This is a genomic window from Vibrio sp. V30_P3S12P165, from assembly GCF_009904905.1.
Classification (GTDB): Bacteria; Pseudomonadota; Gammaproteobacteria; order Enterobacterales; family Vibrionaceae; genus Vibrio; species Vibrio fujianensis.
The window spans coordinates 92357-110929 of record NZ_WXWH01000076.1; the positions used below are offsets into that span (position 1 = coordinate 92357).

14 protein-coding genes are annotated in these 18573 nt (G+C 42.4%); 7 read left to right on the forward strand and 7 right to left on the reverse strand.

What is annotated here, in order from left to right; genetic code table 11:
• The first annotated feature begins 98 nt into the window (after positions 1-98).
• Positions 99-1928, forward strand: coding sequence for a putative bifunctional diguanylate cyclase/phosphodiesterase (locus CAG57_RS14605; protein WP_161428562.1), 1830 nt, complete (start codon positions 99-101; stop codon positions 1926-1928).
• Between the two features lie 42 nt (positions 1929-1970).
• On the opposite strand, the gene CAG57_RS14610 is transcribed toward CAG57_RS14605, so the two are convergent.
• Positions 1971-3287: a peptidoglycan DD-metalloendopeptidase family protein gene (locus CAG57_RS14610; RefSeq protein WP_161430987.1), complete on the reverse strand. Its 1317-nt coding sequence runs from the start codon at positions 3285-3287 to the stop codon at positions 1971-1973.
• Positions 3288-3396: 109 nt separating this feature from the next.
• On the reverse strand, positions 3397-3696 hold the full coding sequence (locus CAG57_RS14615; protein WP_099611053.1) for an isoamylase early set domain-containing protein: 300 nt from the start codon (positions 3694-3696) through the stop codon (positions 3397-3399).
• A gap of 288 nt (positions 3697-3984) precedes the next feature.
• Here CAG57_RS14615 and CAG57_RS14620 point away from each other — a divergent pair, with 288 nt between their 5' ends.
• Entirely contained in the window at positions 3985-5637 is a 1653-nt protein-coding gene (locus CAG57_RS14620) for a SulP family inorganic anion transporter (protein WP_099611051.1), read from the forward strand.
• Between the two features lie 296 nt (positions 5638-5933).
• Positions 5934-7313 (forward strand): YjiH family protein, encoded by a 1380-nt coding sequence (locus tag CAG57_RS14625; RefSeq protein ID WP_161430763.1) that lies wholly within the window; start codon positions 5934-5936, stop codon positions 7311-7313.
• 252 nt (positions 7314-7565) lie between these two features.
• On the opposite strand, the gene CAG57_RS14630 is transcribed toward CAG57_RS14625, so the two are convergent.
• Complete coding sequence (locus tag CAG57_RS14630; RefSeq protein ID WP_161430762.1) at positions 7566-8897, reverse strand: DEAD/DEAH box helicase; 1332 nt, start codon at positions 8895-8897, stop codon at positions 7566-7568.
• A gap of 451 nt (positions 8898-9348) precedes the next feature.
• On the opposite strand from CAG57_RS14630, the gene CAG57_RS14635 reads away from it, so the two are divergent.
• A complete protein-coding gene (locus CAG57_RS14635) occupies positions 9349-9618 on the forward strand; it encodes an Lpp/OprI family alanine-zipper lipoprotein (protein ID WP_161428052.1) in 270 nt (89 codons plus the stop codon).
• 72 nt (positions 9619-9690) lie between these two features.
• Here CAG57_RS14635 and CAG57_RS14640 read toward each other — a convergent pair whose 3' ends face one another.
• Complete coding sequence (locus tag CAG57_RS14640; protein ID WP_161428053.1) at positions 9691-10575, reverse strand: LysR family transcriptional regulator; 885 nt, start codon at positions 10573-10575, stop codon at positions 9691-9693.
• Between the two features lie 221 nt (positions 10576-10796).
• On the opposite strand from CAG57_RS14640, the gene CAG57_RS14645 reads away from it, so the two are divergent.
• A complete protein-coding gene (locus CAG57_RS14645; RefSeq protein ID WP_161428054.1) occupies positions 10797-11156 on the forward strand; it encodes a DUF413 domain-containing protein in 360 nt (119 codons plus the stop codon).
• Positions 11157-11329: 173 nt separating this feature from the next.
• Here CAG57_RS14645 and CAG57_RS14650 read toward each other — a convergent pair whose 3' ends face one another.
• Positions 11330-11581, reverse strand: coding sequence for a DUF3081 domain-containing protein (locus CAG57_RS14650; protein WP_099611045.1), 252 nt, complete (start codon positions 11579-11581; stop codon positions 11330-11332).
• 310 nt (positions 11582-11891) lie between these two features.
• On the opposite strand from CAG57_RS14650, the gene nagB reads away from it, so the two are divergent.
• Complete coding sequence (gene nagB / locus CAG57_RS14655; RefSeq protein ID WP_099611044.1) at positions 11892-12692, forward strand: glucosamine-6-phosphate deaminase; 801 nt, start codon at positions 11892-11894, stop codon at positions 12690-12692.
• A gap of 82 nt (positions 12693-12774) precedes the next feature.
• On the opposite strand, the gene CAG57_RS14660 is transcribed toward nagB, so the two are convergent.
• A complete protein-coding gene (locus CAG57_RS14660) occupies positions 12775-14514 on the reverse strand; it encodes a SulP family inorganic anion transporter (RefSeq protein WP_099611043.1) in 1740 nt (579 codons plus the stop codon).
• A 384-nt stretch (positions 14515-14898) separates the two neighbouring features.
• Here CAG57_RS14660 and CAG57_RS14665 point away from each other — a divergent pair, with 384 nt between their 5' ends.
• A complete protein-coding gene (locus CAG57_RS14665) occupies positions 14899-15564 on the forward strand; it encodes an HAD family hydrolase (protein WP_099611042.1) in 666 nt (221 codons plus the stop codon).
• A 19-nt stretch (positions 15565-15583) separates the two neighbouring features.
• Here the strand turns inward: CAG57_RS14665 and CAG57_RS14670 are convergent, their stop codons facing one another.
• Positions 15584-18319, reverse strand: a complete 2736-nt coding sequence (locus tag CAG57_RS14670) for a cation-translocating P-type ATPase (RefSeq protein ID WP_161427622.1) — start codon at positions 18317-18319, stop codon at positions 15584-15586.
• Positions 18320-18573: the final 254 nt, after the last annotated feature.

Sequence of the window (18573 nt, forward strand, 5' to 3'; positions counted from 1 at the left end):
CTTCATCCATAGTTTCTCTATGCATATGATCAATGATTAGCACCATCAAATTATATTAAGACTGGGTAGTTTCCTTTAAACCGTACAGTGAGCAAGCTATGATAACCACCAGCACCTTGGCTAGAGATGCTGTCAGTTTAGAGACAGTGAATAAATTGCTGTTGCTTGACGGTAAGTCTCTCTATGAACAATCCGTATTGAGTTTACATACTCACTTTCAGACCGAGACAACCCAGCTATTGGAGATCGATAAATTAAACTATAAAGCGGTGATGCTTGCTTACGCAGGAAATAACCCAGCATCTACCCATTGCTATATGATAAAAGGAAGTCTCTTCGAGCACATTGCACATTCTAAGCAAGAATTTTCGCTCATCACTGAGCACTCTCTCTCGACTTTTGCCCATGCCCCCGGTTTCCTTAACAAAGGCACACAAGCATATTTAGGCCTCCCCATAAAAGCAGAAACCGGTGAAGTGCTTGGGTTACTTTTTTCAACGTTCACTCAGCTAATAGAGCATCACCATCCTGCGCTTGAATATCATCGAATAATCGCGCGGCTATTAACTCACAGTTTACGCAATAAGTGGCTATATGACCGTTCTGAAAGTTTAATTCAGCAGCTCAGCTATGAGATATCACACGATAATCTGACCCACCTTCTTAATCGCGATTGTTTATCCGATAAATTGGATTATTTGCTAGAGAATAACCATCAATCTTTTACTCTCGCCTACCTCGATATCGATAACTTTAAAGCCATTAACGATCTCTTTGGCCACTATATTGGTGATCAAGTCATTAAATACGTCGCGAATACTATTTTTCAATGCGTATACAATGAAAACCTAATCTTTCGCATTGCTGGCGATGAATTTGCGTTCATTACCTCTTCCAGTGACCCACTAAAAATCTGTCAAATGATCATAGAAAGGTTACAGCGAGGCTATCGTGATTCGAATCATCACATTAAAGTCCGTTTAAGTATTGGGCTCGCCAAAAAAGATGCCACAATCAAAAGTTCGGATCAGCTCATTCTGAATGCCAGCTTGGCACTAAAAGAATGTAAGTCCATACATAATCAACCTATTTGTTGTTATGATACGCACCTAAGCCATGACTATCATCGGCGTACACAAATTATTAATGCGTTACGTATAGAGTTGGATAAATCACTAGAAAATGCGCAGGAACTTTATGTCAACGTCCAGCCGATAGTGCAACGTAGCAACCCAGAATGGCACTATTTTGAGGTGTTAGCACGTTGGGAAAACCCACAACTGGGTACGATTTCTCCAGTCGAGTTTATTGATGCTGCAGAACAATCAGGCTTGATTGTCGATCTAGGGGAAAGAATTGTAGAACTCGCCTGTCAAGCCAAAAAGGAATTAGAACGCTCTTTTAAGCGCAAAGTAAAACTTGCCATTAACTGTTCCGTACATGAAATCGCTCACTCCTCACGTTACTTAAAACAGTTAATGGCAATCATTGGACGCTACCAATTTCATCCCGATGAATTTACCATCGAACTCACAGAAACCGTACTATTATCGAAAACCGCTGAAGTCTCGCAGATGCTCGGCCAGCTACGTGAGTTAGGGTTTAAAGTCGCGTTAGATGATTTTGGCACAGGCTATTCCAGCCTCAATTATATTCACAGCTATCCAATTGATTGTATAAAAATTGATGCGACCTTCATCCGTAACATGCTTTGCAGTGAGACATCTGAACGGGTGGTATGGTTAATCATTCAACTAGCCAAGCAGCTGAAGGTCGATTTAATTGCTGAAGGAGTAGAAAATCAGCAAGCATTGGACAAATTGTATGCGATGGGATGTGAACAAATACAAGGCTATTATTTTTCAAAACCGGCCCTACCATCACAAATATTGCAGCGGTGGCACACTTGGCAAGCACAACATCCTTAAACTATAAGCCCGATGTTGTACTTGCCTCAGACTCAAAAACCGTTAACGCTCTGAATCTGGAGGGGTTGAGTGAACGGCCAGCAAACTATCTTGCTTGGCAAGCAGTTGGTCTAACTCGTTACGTCGTGCTATAAATGTCGCCATTTCTTGTTTAGGCACTGAATTGGCCATTGGGATATTCGCTGTCATCGGATTAACAGGACGGCCTCGAACAATGAGTTCATAGTGTATATGGGGGCCTGTCACTCTTCCCGTTGCTCCCGATAAGCCAATTCGCTGGCCACGCGTTACCTTCTGCCCCTTACGTACCAAGATTTTATCAAGATGCAGGTAACGGGTCATGTATGTACTACCATGCTGGATAGTAACATAATTACCAGCATAAGGATGATTTCGCGTCATTACGACAACGCCATCGCCGGTCGAAACCACTGGCGTTCCGATTGGCGCAGCAAAATCAGTTCCATTATGAGGGGAAACTCGTCCGGTAACCGGGTGGCGACGATGAGGATCAAACCCTGAAGACATACGCCATCGACTGGTGGTCGGATAACGTTGGAAAGCGCGTTGTAAACTTTCGCCGTTTTTATCGTAATACTGGCCATCTTTATATAGATAAGCCGAAATTTCATTCCCTCGGTTATAAATTTTAACCGCTTGAATTTCTTTATTACCTGTAAACTGATCGGCAACAAATTGGCGAGATAATACCACTTCGAAACGATCCCCTGCACGAAGATCACGTCCAAAGTTAATTTTATCTTTTAGCACACTCACAATTTGATCAATATCGGCACTCCCTAGGCCTAATTGGTGAGCAGATTGTGAAAAGCTGCCTTGTATTTCACCAATAACTGGCAGCTCTTGCCAACGGCCAGGTAAGCTAATTTCTTCAAACTCGTAGCTACCATCATCTAAACGAGAATACACCGCCCCTTGCACTAAGCTAAATTTCAACTCCATTTTCGCTAGCGTTTGTCCATCGATCGATTTCCAAAATCGTAGCGTATTGCCTGGTTTCAACGTATCTAGCGCCAGATAATTTAAATCCGTTTCCATAATTTTCATCAATTCTTGGTAACTAAAACCAAGGTGATTAAAAATAGAACTTAAGTTATCCCCTGCTTTGATCTCATATTCATAATCAGGGTAAGAGACTTTTTTGGTTTCTTCAGTATCCGATAAAATCGACTGCACGATCTGAGACTCGGTAATCGTCAAATCGATTTTTCTGGGATAAGACGGATGGCTAAAAGAGGCATAAACCGCAGCAATAGCCAGTAGAGGCAAGCCTACAACGGAAGCTTTTCTCCCTTTAGAAAGCTCCGAAAATCGAAAAAAAAGAGACTTTGGTGACACAATTAACCCGTACAGACTGTTCAAATAAGCAAAAGGGTAAAACTTTCTCGCCTAAAAGTCACCTTCTGAGTAAAAAACAGGCCATTTTTTGACAAACTTGTCAAATTTATTACTGGGCAGTGCAGAGTACGCAGTTATGGTCGCCAAACTCATTTACAACATAATCATCCGCTTGGGAATCATTCATCCACTCTTGTTCGTTCAGTAAATACCGATATTGGAACTTACCATTTTTAGGTAAACGAGTTTTAAACTTATAAATACTCGATTTAGCCACTTTTTTCATTGGCTGAGGTTGCCAGTCTGAAAAGTCAGCGACAAGAGATACTCTGGTGGTTTCTGCGGGTACTTCTAGCTCAAAAGTAACTTCAACTTCATTTTTTGTCTTAAAAAAACGTTTGCTAATCATAACCAATTCCCTTTATGTATCAATTTTGCTCAACCTGAACGATTATAAGCATACTTACGCACATGCTCAACATGAAATCTATTTTATTACCACTGAAAAGCCGTAAAGCTTCTCTCTCTGTCTATTTCTGAACTCATCATGTATATACCCAAACAACGTGGAGTTGCAGGTAGGCGGTAAGTGAGTGGCAATCACACTTCCTGCCATGGCCGCTCCCTTTACAGCAATCAAAATAAGCGTAGAATCCCCAGCGTCCTTATCCCCCTATATTTATTAAGGTGATCATTCATGTTTGCCGTTTATGAGTCTTATAAAGCAGGTTTACTCAAACCCAATCAATGGATAAAAAATATTACCGCCGGTATTATTGTTGGCGTAGTTGCTTTACCTCTAGCCATGGCTTTTGCGATCGCTTCAGGCGTTAAACCCGAGCAAGGAATTTATACTGCCATTATTGCAGGTATTATCGTTTCACTGTTTGGTGGATCTCGCGTCCAGATAGCAGGCCCAACTGGAGCATTTATCGTTATTTTAGCGGGTATTGTCGCTGAGTTCGGTGTTGCTGGATTACAAATCGCCACCATGATGGCTGGCGTGATTTTACTCATTCTTGGTATTGCTAAACTTGGCAGTATCATTCGTTATATCCCAAGCCCTGTCATTGTGGGTTTTACTAGTGGTATTGGTGTCATCATCTGGATTGGCCAATGGCAAGAATTTTTTGGATTACCAGCAATCACCGGAGATCACTTTCATCAGAAATTGATCGCGATTTTTTATGCCTTTCCTCGCCTTGATCTGACCACGACCTTACTTGGTTTGTTTTCACTTGCGCTTGTTATTTTTGGCCCAAAACTTCCGAAGTTGGCTAAAGTTCCCGGGCCATTATTAGCATTACTGGTCGTCACTAGCCTACAGTACACGGTTGGTTTCGATGGCGTTCGCACAATTGGCTCAGCCTTCGGTGGAATTCCACAAGGGTTACCTGAACTCGCGATACCTCAGGTGAGTTTTTCACAAATTTTACAACTAATAGGCCCTGCCTTTGCGATTGCAATGTTGGGAGCCATTGAATCTTTACTGTCTGCGGTTGTCGCCGATGGTATGGCGGGTACTAAGCATAATTCGAATCAAGAACTTGTCGGACAAGGGCTCGCAAATATTGTTGCACCATTATTTGGTGGTATCGCAGCAACGGGCGCGATTGCTCGTACCGCGACAAATATTCGTAACGGGGGTAATAGCCCTATTTCCGGTATTATTCACGCCCTAACATTAGTTATCATTCTACTGGCGTTAGCTCCTCTTGCGGTCAATATTCCATTAGCAACTCTCAGTGCGATTTTATTTGTGGTTGCTTGGAATATGAGTGAAGCACCACACTTTATTAAACTGATCAAACGAGCCCCCAAAGCTGATGTTGCTATCTTATTGATCACATTTGGCTTAACTGTTTTTGCCGATCTCGTTGTGGCCGTTAATATCGGGGTGATCATCGCCACCTTACATTTTGTAAAACGTATGGCGGCAAGTGTTGAAGTCAAAGCAAGCACGCCACGCGAGCTAAATTATGAACTTCAGCAACACGGTATGACTGAACTCCCAAGAGAGATTGCGGTTTATGCGTTAGAAGGACCATTCTTTTTTGCGGCAGCCGAAAACTTTGAACAAGTGATGAGTAGTATTCAAGAGACGCCAGAGATTTTAATTATTCGTTTAAAATGGGTGCCGTTTATGGATATTACGGCACTGCAAACGCTAGAAGGCATGATTAACCACTTTCATCGTAAACAGGTCAAAGTGCTCATCTCTGGCGCAAACGCCAGAGTTACCCTTAAGCTGCGCCGGGCTGGTCTTATTGATTTAGTTGGTGAAAAAAACGTCTTCACTGAGTTTGATGCAGCACTGAGTGCGAGTTTGGCGGATATTCAAGCGAAATAGCGGTCAATCATCATTTTTTATTCATTTAAAGTGCATCGCCCTTTACCCGATAGGTAAGGGGCTTTTTTTATCCCGCCGATAATTAAACAAAATAATAACAAATCAAACACTAACAAAACAAACGACCATCTGGATTAAATATAACAGTAGAAATAAATGAATATTTAAACCATTTAAATGAATAGTATTGCAAAGTAATGCGAATATAGATATTCTGAGCGACAAGGTTAAAGTCATCGTATTGAATAAATATCAGATAGAAACCTTTCATTTATTAGCTACGTATGGGAAAAAAGATGCAAGATAATAGTCAACCCTTCACATCCAGTGCCAATAAGCACTCTGCCAGCAACTTTTGGATGTTTTTCCTGCCATCATTAATGGGCATTTTTCTATTTATGGCCCCCATTTATTATAATGATGGCCTAACCATTCCTGTCGCTGTTTTAGCTAAATCAGTCCAAGCGATCTTTGGTGATTATCTCGTAGGCACCATTACGATCATTGTTACTTTTATGGCAATCGCTTCCGTTATCACTAAGCTATTCAAACCTGCGGTGATTATTCGCCACACTTTTCTTAATAACCTTTTTAATCCAAGCTGGGTTTGGCTAATTGTTCGAGTTATTGGTGGGTTAGCAATCATCATGACTTTCTTCCAAATTGGTCCTAAAGCCATCTGGGAGGAAAATACTGGTGGTTTAGTACTTGATGGATTACTTCCAACGTTATTCTCGGTATTTATTTTCGCAGGGCTACTGTTACCCCTCCTGTTAAACTTTGGTCTACTTGAATTGATGGGCAGTTTGCTCAGTAAAATAATGCGTCCTCTGTTTAACTTACCAGGGCGTAGTGCAATTGACTGTACAGCTTCTTGGCTTGGTGATGGTAGCGTGGGCATCCTGCTAACCAGCAAACAATATGAAGATAAGTTTTATACTCAGCGTGAAGCGGCTGTTGTCGGTACCACCTTCTCTGCCGTGTCGATTACGTTCAGTTTGGTTGTTCTCGCTCAAGTACAATTAGAACACCTATTCTTACCATTTTATGCCGCCATTTGCCTTGCGGGTATTGTTGCCGCAGTTATCATTCCTCGTTTACCGCCTTTAAGCTTAAAAAAAGACGTATTTATTGACGGTTCAACACCAGAAAAAGACGCCGATGCCATTCCACAGGGACACAGCACTTTTTCTTGGGGGCTCTCACTGGCACTAACGAGAGCAGGACAAGTTAAATCTGCCAAGGCGATTTTTGGTGAAGGCATTCGTAATGCGATCGATATGGTATTTGGCGTACTGCCTGTTGTGATGGGACTCGGTACAATCGCTCTCGTCATTGCCGAATACACTTCTGTTTTTGCGATGCTTGGTCAGCCATTTATCCCCTATTTAGAAATGCTCGGCGTTCCTGAAGCGGTACAAGCATCACAAACTATGGTTGTGGGTTTTGCCGATATGTTTATTCCGGCGATTCTCGCCGCGTCTATCGATAATGAAATGACTCGATTTGTAATTGCAGCCATGTCCGTCACTCAACTTATCTATATGTCCGAAGTTGGAGCCCTGTTACTGGGCAGCCGCATTCCCGTCAACATCTTGGAATTATTTATTATCTTTATTCTACGAACCCTCATTACATTACCGGTCATTGTTGGGGTTGCCCATCTCATTTTCTAATGATGCCATTATCTAGATAACCATTTAAGCTCCGTTAATTCGGAGCTTTTTTTATCGTCGGCGATACCTAAACCGCTTGGAATTGCTGTTAGGTGGCAAGTAAATCTCCCCCGTGAGCATAGGCAGGCTATGTGCTCGGGGGAAACGAACGTAGCCAACACCGATGCAGATTCAACTAGGAAGGATCTAGAAGAATATATACGCAAAAGCCGCCATATTGGCGGCTTTGGAATGACGGGTATCCTTAACGATCTATTCTCCATCATCCGTTTTAGGTGGTGTTTTCTTTTTGGGAATAAAAATAGAGTCACCAACGGCCACATTCTGATAATAGCTTTTATCTCGCTTCACCGGTTTCTTAGCTATTTTCTTTTGTTGAGGCTTTTTGTTGTTAACGCTAACCGTGGATTTTTTTGTCGCTTGGCGAACTTTGAGCCCTTTAAACTTGCCTTGTAAACCTTCTAAAACATCAAACTGAATATCTTGCTGTAAAAAGGCTTCTACACGTTTAAAACTATCCCAATCTTTCGGACCAACAAGAGAAATGGCATCACCTTTGTTACCAGCTCGTCCAGTACGCCCTACACGATGAACATACTCTTCGGTGTGTTTAGGCATATCAAAGTTAATCACATGCGTGACCGTAGCAATATCCAAACCGCGAGACGCAACGTCAGTGGTCACTAAAATTTTAAAAACAGCACGTTCGAATTGGCTCATAATGGTATTACGTTGAGCTTGATTCAGATTCCCACTCAACGCGACCGCTTTTAACTGCTGTTGGTTTAACTTCTCTGTTAAACGTTCCGTATCAAGACGTGTTGCGGTAAAAATAATCACTTGACGATAATCCGCTTCTTGCAAAATACGTTCTAGCAATGCTTCTTTATGATCGAGATGATCACACAAATAAAAACGTTGTTGAATATCTTTATGTTGCTCATTGGATAATCCAATGGCAATGCGTTTAGGATCGTTAAGCATTTCATAAGCAATGTCATTCATTTCTGCGTGATCTAACGTTGCAGAAAACATCAGCGTTTGTCGCCGACGATGCTTCGCTGCCTTATGGATATGTCTAAGTTGTGGCGCAAAGCCGAGATCAAGCATGCGATCCGCTTCATCTAAAATAAGTGTCTCTAGCCCATCTAAAAAAAGTGAACGATGCTCAAGATGATCCGCTAAACGGCCCGGAGTTGCGACAATAAATCTCGGCCCTCGACGCAACGCTTTCACCTGATCATTAAAGTTTTCTCCACCAGTAATCAGTGTGGCAGTATAACTTAACCCAGCCAACACTGAACGAAGCTCACCGTAAACCTGCTTCGCTAATTCACGGGTTGGAACTAAAATAATCCCTCTTGGATCCTTAGCTGATAATGCTTTAGTTTTTAATGCCTTATGCAGCATTGGCAGCAAAAAGGCTAACGTTTTTCCCGATCCCGTTTTTGAAGAGGCCAGCAAATCTTTTCCCGCCATGGCGACTGGAATGGCTTGTCGTTGGATATCGGTCGCTTGTTTGAAATTATAATGCGCTAAGGTTTTCAATAAGCGATTGTCTAGGCCTAATTCTTTAAACTGCAAAGGATTCTCCAATAAAAAATAACAACGGCTAACGCTATAAAATAAGATGCTTGCTGATACAGATAAACAACAAGCATTCTCCTCGCACAATCACGAAGAAGATAAACGCCGCCAGATCGCTGCGACTTCAAGTAGAAGGTAAGCAGCACACCAAAAATTTAACGCGATATGATAGCGCGAATAGCTACCGCATAGATAGCCATCATGGACAATTATTCTAGCTCAAACCACTTGCATTGCAGGCCATCGACATGTACCTCGCTTCATTCACGAGCTGAACGGTGGAACACAGGCCTAAATTATTTATTATTTTATAATATTTTGGATTATTTTGACGGTTCTTCTATAGGCGTAAGGTAGAATAGTGGCTACACTTTAACCCGTCACTATATAATATGGTATAAAAATAATGTATAGGGCGTATTTGGTAAATATCAACAAGGAGTTCGATATGAATAAACTATTACTTGCCGCTGCAGCATCGTCAGTACTTTTATTGGCGGGTTGTGCATCAGGCCCTGATGAAGCAACAACCACAAAACTGGATGAATTAAGTAACCAAGTCGGTCAACTGAGCGAACAGGTTTCTGCACTCAGAAGTGAAACCGCTTCATTAGCCTCGAAAACGAATACAGCAGCCGATGCAGCCATGGCAGCACAAGAAGAAGCAGCTCGTGCCAATGAACGTATCGATAATATTGCACAGTCATATACGAAATAATTGACTAGCTTGGCACTACTGAAAGAAAAAGGGCAATCATTGCCCTTTTTACACGTTCTGACCTCGTACTACTTAATTTATTTCACCCGCTTTTTGTAGACTATAAGCGGTTAATGGATCAATTTTTTTGACCAACCTTTCCACTTGAGTAATTGCCTCAATTGATGAGCTGTTTTTTCTATAACTCAAATAAATAGGCCAATACCAATCTTCTACCGCTGCGACACGATACAACTGACCTGACTGCAAAAACGGCTCAACAACGGATGCCGGTAAATAAGCACTACCACCTTTCTCTAGGATAAAATCAAGCGCAATACGAGCTGTTGACGTTCTGAGAAATGGCGCAGGAGAGCGAGGGTGGCGATCGGCATGCTCAGAAGCAAATCGTCCTCCCCAATCAACATATACGTACTTGTTATCAAACACAGTGTCTGCTGTATCGGGTCGTGTTGAGACAAATACTAACACTAAGTCTGCCACTTTTTTACATTGCAGCTCTTCTGCTTTGATTTGATCAAAAGAGAAAGCCATGTCTAATGTTCGCTCAAGAAGATGGCGATTAAGCTGTTCTCGCCCCATAACCTCAGCTTTAAACCCATAGCCACTAAATTCATCAGTCACTGCGCTAAGACAATTTTGTAAATAAGCATCCCATATGTTAGGAGTGCCTCCTAATGTAAGTTGTAGTGCTTTACCGCTCTCTAATGAAAGTTCTAGCTTAGCTTGCTGTAGAGTCGTGACCATCACTTCAGCATAACCGACCAGTCGTTCCCCAGCAGATGTTAACTTGATGTTATTACGATCACGGGTAAACAGTTGGGCATCAAAGTAATTTTCCAACTGTTTGATTCTTGCGCTTACCGCTGCTTGAGTGAGATACAAGTTCTCCGCGGCTCGCCCGAAGTGACGAACTTTAGCCAACTCAAGAAAGGTACGAAAGACTTTTACATCCATTATTCAATCCTCTGCAATGACAGATGAAGATTAACAAGTAACTACAATTATGACGATAAAAAATTTTTGTTTTTCTTTTCCGGAGTTTGCGCCTAACTTTCGCCGTAATCTACCGTTAAGTAATGCTTCTCCTAAATATCGCCAAAATGTGAGCATTATCAATGACATCCGAGCATCTTAGCGGAATTTAGGGAACACCCGCATATTCATACGAGGTTGATATGTCTGAAACACTCTTTCGTCACGGTAAAAAACGTTTTTACGATACAAAAAAATTTCCGCGCGGCTTCGCCAAATCCGGTGACTTTACTCTTGGTGAAGAAGAACTACTAACCCTTTACGGAGAAACTCTGCTGGGGTTAGAGTCTGGTGAATTACACCCTGCTAATGAGGAAGAACAACACTTTGTTGCTGTACTCGCTAACCCAGAATTAGCCGAAACTAAAATTGAGCGAGTGTGGATAAAATACGTTCGTTTGGCTCGTGGACGTAAGCGCTTCCATACGTTAAATGGTCGCAATAAACCGGATGCGGCAGATGACTATGTGGATGATGAACCCAGCTTAGTCGAAGAAGACTAATCAAATCGTTATTATTAGACTTTGATTGTTTAGCCAATTGACCCTGATGAATAAAGAGCGCGCTCTACCACAGTGCCACTCAAATATGGTTAGTTTAACGTTATAAACCAATCTTTCTCCCAAGGCCCCTGAGCGATATCCGCATGGGGCCTTGTCTTTCTATCGTACGACCTTTACTTTACCAACGAGGCAATTTTTTTTAAAAAACTATCTCGTAGATGTTCTTGGTCATAGTCTAAGTGATAGGTGTTATGAAACCCGACTTTCAACTCCACCCCATTTCCGCGCATATAGACGGTATAGCCATCATAGTCAGAAAACGCTTCTACTCCTTGATATATTTTTCCATATTCGGTTGGCGTGCCATGCGTCATAATGCTTTCATAAGCTTGTAATATTTTGCTGGGTTCAAGTTCATTTTTCATGGTCATCACTCCCTAGGGTCGCTCTTCAAGTATGGATAAGGAAAATGATTTTTACCAACATACACAGTATAGAGCAGCAAATGACTTATTTTTATTATTGAATTTTCCTCTTATCTCGGCCCAGCACACATTACCCATTAGTATAACGAGTACTTATCATGCGATAAAAACGACATAAAAATGTAATATAGAAGAGGAAAAATCACTAAATGTAAAAAATTTGACCCAAAGCATAGCGGTTATAAATAACTTTTTTTATAATGCAAATTAATGAACAATCACATGATATGAATACGATTAGGGGCAAAGAATGAGACTGATTCCATTACACCATGCAGCACAAGTCGGTAAGTGGGCGGCAGCACATATTGCAAAACGCATCAACGAGTTCAACCCAACAGCTGAACGTCCTTTTGTATTAGGGTTACCAACTGGGGGCACACCATTAGCAACGTATCAGGCATTAATTGATCTACACAAAGCGGGTGAAGTTAGTTTTAAACATGTCGTAACATTCAATATGGATGAGTATATTGGTATTGCACCAGACCACCCTGAATCTTACCGCTCTTTTATGTACAATAACTTCTTCAATCATATTGATATTCAAGAAGAAAATATTAATCTTTTAAATGGTAATACTGACGATCACGAAGCAGAATGTAAACGCTACGAAGATAAGATCAAATCTTATGGCAAAATTAACCTCTTTATGGGAGGGGTCGGTAATGATGGGCATATTGCCTTCAATGAACCTGCTTCATCTCTTTCTTCTCGTACTCGAATCAAAACATTAACTGAAGAAACACGTATCGCTAACTCACGTTTCTTTGATGGTGATATCAGTCAAGTTCCAAAATATGCACTGACCATTGGTGTGGGTACTTTGCTTGATGCTGAGGAGGTGATGATTCTTGTGACTGGACATAACAAAGCCTTGGCACTACAAGCTGCTGTTGAAGGGTGCGTTAACCATATGTGGACCGTCTCTGCGCTTCAATTGCATCCTAAAGCAGTCATCGTTTGTGATGCGCCATCAACCCAAGAACTCAAAGTAAAAACGGTGAAATATTTTTCTGAACTTGAAGCGGAAAATATCAAAGGCTTTTAATGCAATCACAATGGCTATTTAACACAATGGCTATTTAACAAAAAGTCAGGTCATTAAACCTGACTTTTTTGTGTCACCAAGATTAAGCGACTTCAGGAATAGATGTAGTACTGATATCAGATTCTGGCTCTTTTTGTACAGGCGGTACTTGGCCTTCTTCTCGTGCATTTTGATAGCAACCACTGAGCTTGACGGCAAGATACATGTCTGCACGTAACACTAACCCACCATCACCAACAGGAACTCCCGTTAGCTCACACCACTGGCGTAAACTTCGTTTTCTTCCGGCTAGAATCAAGCGAACCCCTCGTTTTTTAAGCAATGTCTGCGTTTCTGCGAGCATTGCCATGACGCTAAGATCTAAATGGGTAAAACAGGCCACCGCATCAATCACCACACAACTCACTGCTGGTTCACTCTGCTCGACTTGATCTAATAATCGCCGTTTAAAATAGGGGGCATTGAAATAGGTTAATGGGGAATTAAAACGATAAAGCAATAATCCCGGAATTTGTAAAGCTTTCCCTGAGGCATCCATAGTACGAATCGTGCCATCTTGATCCAGTCCAAGTCGCTGATCACTAGGACGCATCACGACACGTAAAAATTGAAATAACCCAAGCAATACTGCAAGGGTAATGCCAGGTATCACACCAATAATCAATACCGAAATAAAGGTAATTGTTGATAAATAGAAAGCATCTCTATCTCTTTTTTTAAGCCCCCAGATCCCTTTTAGATCCAATAATGACGTTGAAGCAATGATTAATACAACCCCTAAAGCAGCGGTAGGAATGTATTGTAACGGCTGATAAAGAAAAACTGCGACAAAACCTATCACCAATGCAGCAATAATAGACACCAGTTGTGATTTACCACCATTAGCATCATTCACAGCGGTACGAGAATCGGCTCCACTAATGGCAAAACCTTGCGAGAAAGCAGACGCAAGGTTGGCCAAGCCCAAGGCTCGAAATTCTTTATCTGCATCAATATCGTAGCCATTTTTCGCTGCAAAACTACGAGCGGTTAACATCATACTGACAAAGCTCACCATTGCTAGATTCAATGCTGGTACCACTAACTCACGGCTCAGGCCAATATCAAAAATAGGCGTTTGTAACCCAGGCAATCCACCTTGAATGGCTCCAACAATATTAACCCCTTGTTGATCCAGTTGGCTAAACCACACGACAAATCCAGCAACCACCATCGCTAACATCGCGCCAGGCCATCCAGGACGAAAACGCTTAGTCGTAAAATAGACGCTCAATGTCACCACGCTCACTAAAACCGTTTGCCAATGAAATTCTAATACCCGTTGTGGCGCTTCAATTAACCGTTCCAATAAATATTTTTGTTCATACCTCACCCCAAATACCTTACTGAGCTGACCAACGATGATCGTCAACGCCACACCATTAAGTAAGCCAAGCAATATAGGACGAGATAAAAAATCGGCTAATACTCCTAATCGGAACCGACTAGCAATGAGACACCACATACCCATCATCGCGGTCATGGTCATAACCAGTTGCCAATGTTTAGTTGGATCTCCCGCAGCTAAAGGGGTAACCACGGCGGCCACCACCGCGCAAGTTGCCGCATCTGGGCCAACAATCAATTGTCGAGAAGTACCAAACAAGGCATACACAATCATCGGAACAACACACGAATAGAGACCAACAATCGCCGAAACCCCGGTCAACTGTGCGTACGCAATCGCAACCGGTAACGCAACTGCGACTACAGATAATGCAGCACGTAGATCGTCTTTAAACCAAGATCGTTGATACTCTTTGAACAGGCACAATCCAGGCATCCACTGTCTAATCACAATTGATTTCAATTATCTTACCCTTGCTACGTCAAGTCGGAAAAGTCATAACCCTATATTAACAAACTGATACGACTCATTCTCTAATTTTTACAATCATTTATACCCTTCCTACTTAAATCTGCAGGGGGTTGGCTACGTGCTTGACCCCAATCACATAGCCTGTCTATGTGGATGATAAGAGCCATCCGTGGCTCCCGCCGAAGGCCAGCCTACGGCTGTTCAAATTTATCACTCACTTGCCGCCGACCTCCAACTCCAAGTTCTTTAGGCATATTTTCTTTATTCACAGAAAAATCGCCTGTTTCCCGCGCCTATTTATGTAAGAATAAGTGACTTCATTTCATTGTTAACCAAGATGTCATATTTATGAATTTTCAAGCTGCTATTTTCGATATGGATGGATTGCTACTCGACACTGAGCGCGTTTGTCTGACGGTTTTTGAACAAGCGTGTCATGCGGTAGGTATCCCTTTCTTGCGTGACGTTTACTTGTCCGTTATTGGACGAAACGCAGCGGGGATTGAACAAGCATTAACTGCCGGCTATGGCCCTCAACTCGATTATCCTGCGTTACATAAAGAGTGGCGTCAACGGTATGATGCGGTCGTTAAACATCAAGCGATTCCGGTAAAACAAGGCGTCATTGAATTATTACAATGGTTAAAAGCAAACCGTATTCCGACCGCGGTTGCGACTTCGACTCAAAAAGAAATCGCAACGATTAAACTTCGTTTAGCCCAGATTGATCATTACTTTGATTCGCTGACCACCGGTTGCGAAGTAACCCATGGTAAGCCAGATCCGGAGATCTATTTACTAGCCGCTAAGCGCTTAGGGGTCACACCAACCCAATGTGTTGCTTTTGAAGATTCCAATAACGGCGTAAGATCTGCTATGGGAGCACAGATGATCACATTCCAAATTCCAGATTTAGTGCAACCGGATGAAGAAATTCGGGCACTCGGTCATCATATACGCCCATCGCTGACCCAAGTGCTGTGCGACTTACAACACTCATTGGTTAGTAAATAAGGGGGAATCCCCCCCTTACTCATCCACGCTTTTGTTGTTTATGTTTTCGCCAAATCATTTTTTCTATTTCAATCAATATCATCACGATGAAGCCATACAGGATCATAACCCCCCATTGCATTAAAGAAATAAGAGCACTATGAAACATTTGATTCATTACTGGTAAATATAAAAAAGCCAATTGTGCGCTGAACATCGCGAATAGTCCCACCATTATCCACGGGTTAGTATGCAGTGGCATAGTAAATATAGAACCATTTAAACGACGACAATTGAGTAAGAAAAAACTTTGTACAACCACAAATAAAGTGACCGCAATACTGCGAGACTCGTCCAAACTCGCGCCCTGAAAGACCGACCATTGAAACAAACCAAATGCGCCAAGTAGTAATAAACTACTCACAGAAAGAATTCGGCTAATGATCTCTCGATTTAGAATTGGCTCTTTTAACTGCCTCGGTCGACGCTGCATTAGCCCAACTTCTTTTGGTTCAAAGGCCAGCATCAGGCCTAAAAAGACAGCAGTCGTCATATTTAGCCATAAGGCCTGCACTGGTAAAATAGGTAGCGTTAAACCAAAGACAATCGCGACCATAATGACTAGCCCTTGACCTAAATTGGTTGGAAGAATCCAAGTGATAAATTTTGTAAGATTATCGAAAACATTACGCCCCTCTTCCACTGCCGCCTCAATCGATGAGAAGTTGTCATCAGTTAGCACCATATCGGAGGCTTCTTTCGCAACTTCTGTGCCACTAATACCCATCGCAATTCCAATATCAGCTTGCTTCAATGCTGGGGCATCATTAACACCATCTCCCGTCATTGCGACAACCCATTGATGAGCTTGCAGTGCCGTCACTAACTGTAATTTTTGTTCTGGTGCAACACGAGCAAAAATCGAGACTTCATGGCAAGCAAGTTTAAACTCTTCATCATTCAATTCATTCAATTGTTGGCCAGTCAATACCGAACCAAATCGTGAATCGGTAGCACTGATGATACCAATTTTCGACGCAATAGCTTGAGCTGTTAGAGCATGATCCCCCGTGATCATTTTTACTTTTACTCCCGCTTTCTGGCAAATTTCAACCGCATGAATCGCTTCTGAACGAGGCGGATCAATCATGGCTTGGAGGCCAATGAATACCAAGTTTTTTTCTGCCTCTTGGTGATTAAAACGTTGTAGATTTTTTTCCTCTTTATCAACCCACTGCATCGCAAAAGCGAGGACACGTAAACCTTGACTCGCCCATTGAGTAACCTGTTCATTGACTTGTGTAAGATTAAACGCCGTCAAATGTCCTTCTGCAGTTAATTGTTGACGACAGCGACGGCTGATCTGCTCGACCGATCCTTTCAGGTAAATAATATTTCTATCGTCATCAAAATGGTGCAGGGTCGCCATATACTGGCGATCTGATTCAAAAGGAATGGTATCTAAACGCGGATAACATTGTTGGCTATCATGAGTCTCGAACCCTGCTTTCAGAGCACAGGTAATTAAGGCCCCTTCGGTGGGATCGCCCTCAACGAACCAACGCTCGTTTTTTTCTAATAAGCGAGAGTCATTATTCAATAATCCAGCTCGTAGTAAATGTTCAAATGCACAATTTCCTTTCCATCCCTCATCTAGCTCGCCATAAGGAGCATAACCGCTCCCAGAAACTTCAATTCGATCCTCGCCAGCATAAAGCCCTTGTACCGTCATTTGATTTTCAGTTAGCGTCCCGGTTTTATCTGAACAAATCACATTGGTCGAACCCAATGTTTCTACCGCTGAAAGCTTACGAATAATGGCATTACGTCTGGCCATTCGCCGAACACCAATGGCTAAAGTGATCGTGACGACCGCAGGAAGCCCCTCTGGAATCGCCGCAACAGCCAACGCCACAGCAGCCATAAAAGTATCAGAAACCGATAGCCCATACCCGAGGCCGATAAAAAAAGTGACTGCAGCTAAAACGAGAATCACCCACAATAACAGACGGCTGAAAGCATGAATTTTAAGGGTTAATGGTGTTTCTAGTTGAATGGCTTGCGCTATCATACGCGCAATTTTTCCCGTCTGCGTTTTATCACCGGTTGCCACAACAATCCCTTGAGCGGTACCATAAGTCACCAAGGTTCCCGCAAACACCATGTTATGTCGGTCTCCTAAAACCGTCTCAGCATCAAGCTGACCTGGTTGCTTTTGAACCGCCACCGACTCTCCAGTTAAAGTCGATTCATCCACCTGAAGATCCCGACAACGATAAAGACGCGTATCAGCCGGAACTTTATCCCCCGAGGCAAATAACACAATATCGCCACAAACCAATTCTATCGTCGGAATCGACTGTTTTTTTCCGTCACGAATGACGGTTGTATTGGATGAAAGCATTTTCTTTAAAGAGTGGATCGCTTGCTCTGCTTTACTCTCTTGGGCAAAGCCAATCAAGGCATTCACGACCACCACCAATAAAATCACACCGGCATCAACATACTCGCCTAGTAACATCGTCACTAAAATTGCAACTAGGAGAATATAAATCAATGGATTATGAAATTGCAGTAACATTCGACGCCAAGCAGGCATCATGGCTTGACCCGTTATCACATTGGGGCCATCTTGCGCTAAGCGATGCTCAACCTCTTGCGCAGATAAACCACACTCGGCATCACTGCCGATCCGTTGAAATACTTCGTCTTCTGTTAATTGATGCCAATAAACCATTGGGTCGTTATATCGGCTATCCGATGCCTTCTTGCTCATTCTCACCTCCTCATCTCAACCGCTTATCCACTTATTAAGGATAGTTGCCAGATGATAAGAAACGAGATTGTGCTTAAAAATCCGTCTTAGAGTTCAAATTTTTCTGCTCAACTGGGTGTGACGAAGTGGGCAATCTACACCCTTCCTACTTGAAGCTGCAGGGGTACTGGCTACGTGCAACACCACGTTGTTTGGATATAGAATGATCGCAATGAGGGAAATAAGTTGAATGCCAAGAAACTAACAACAGTCTC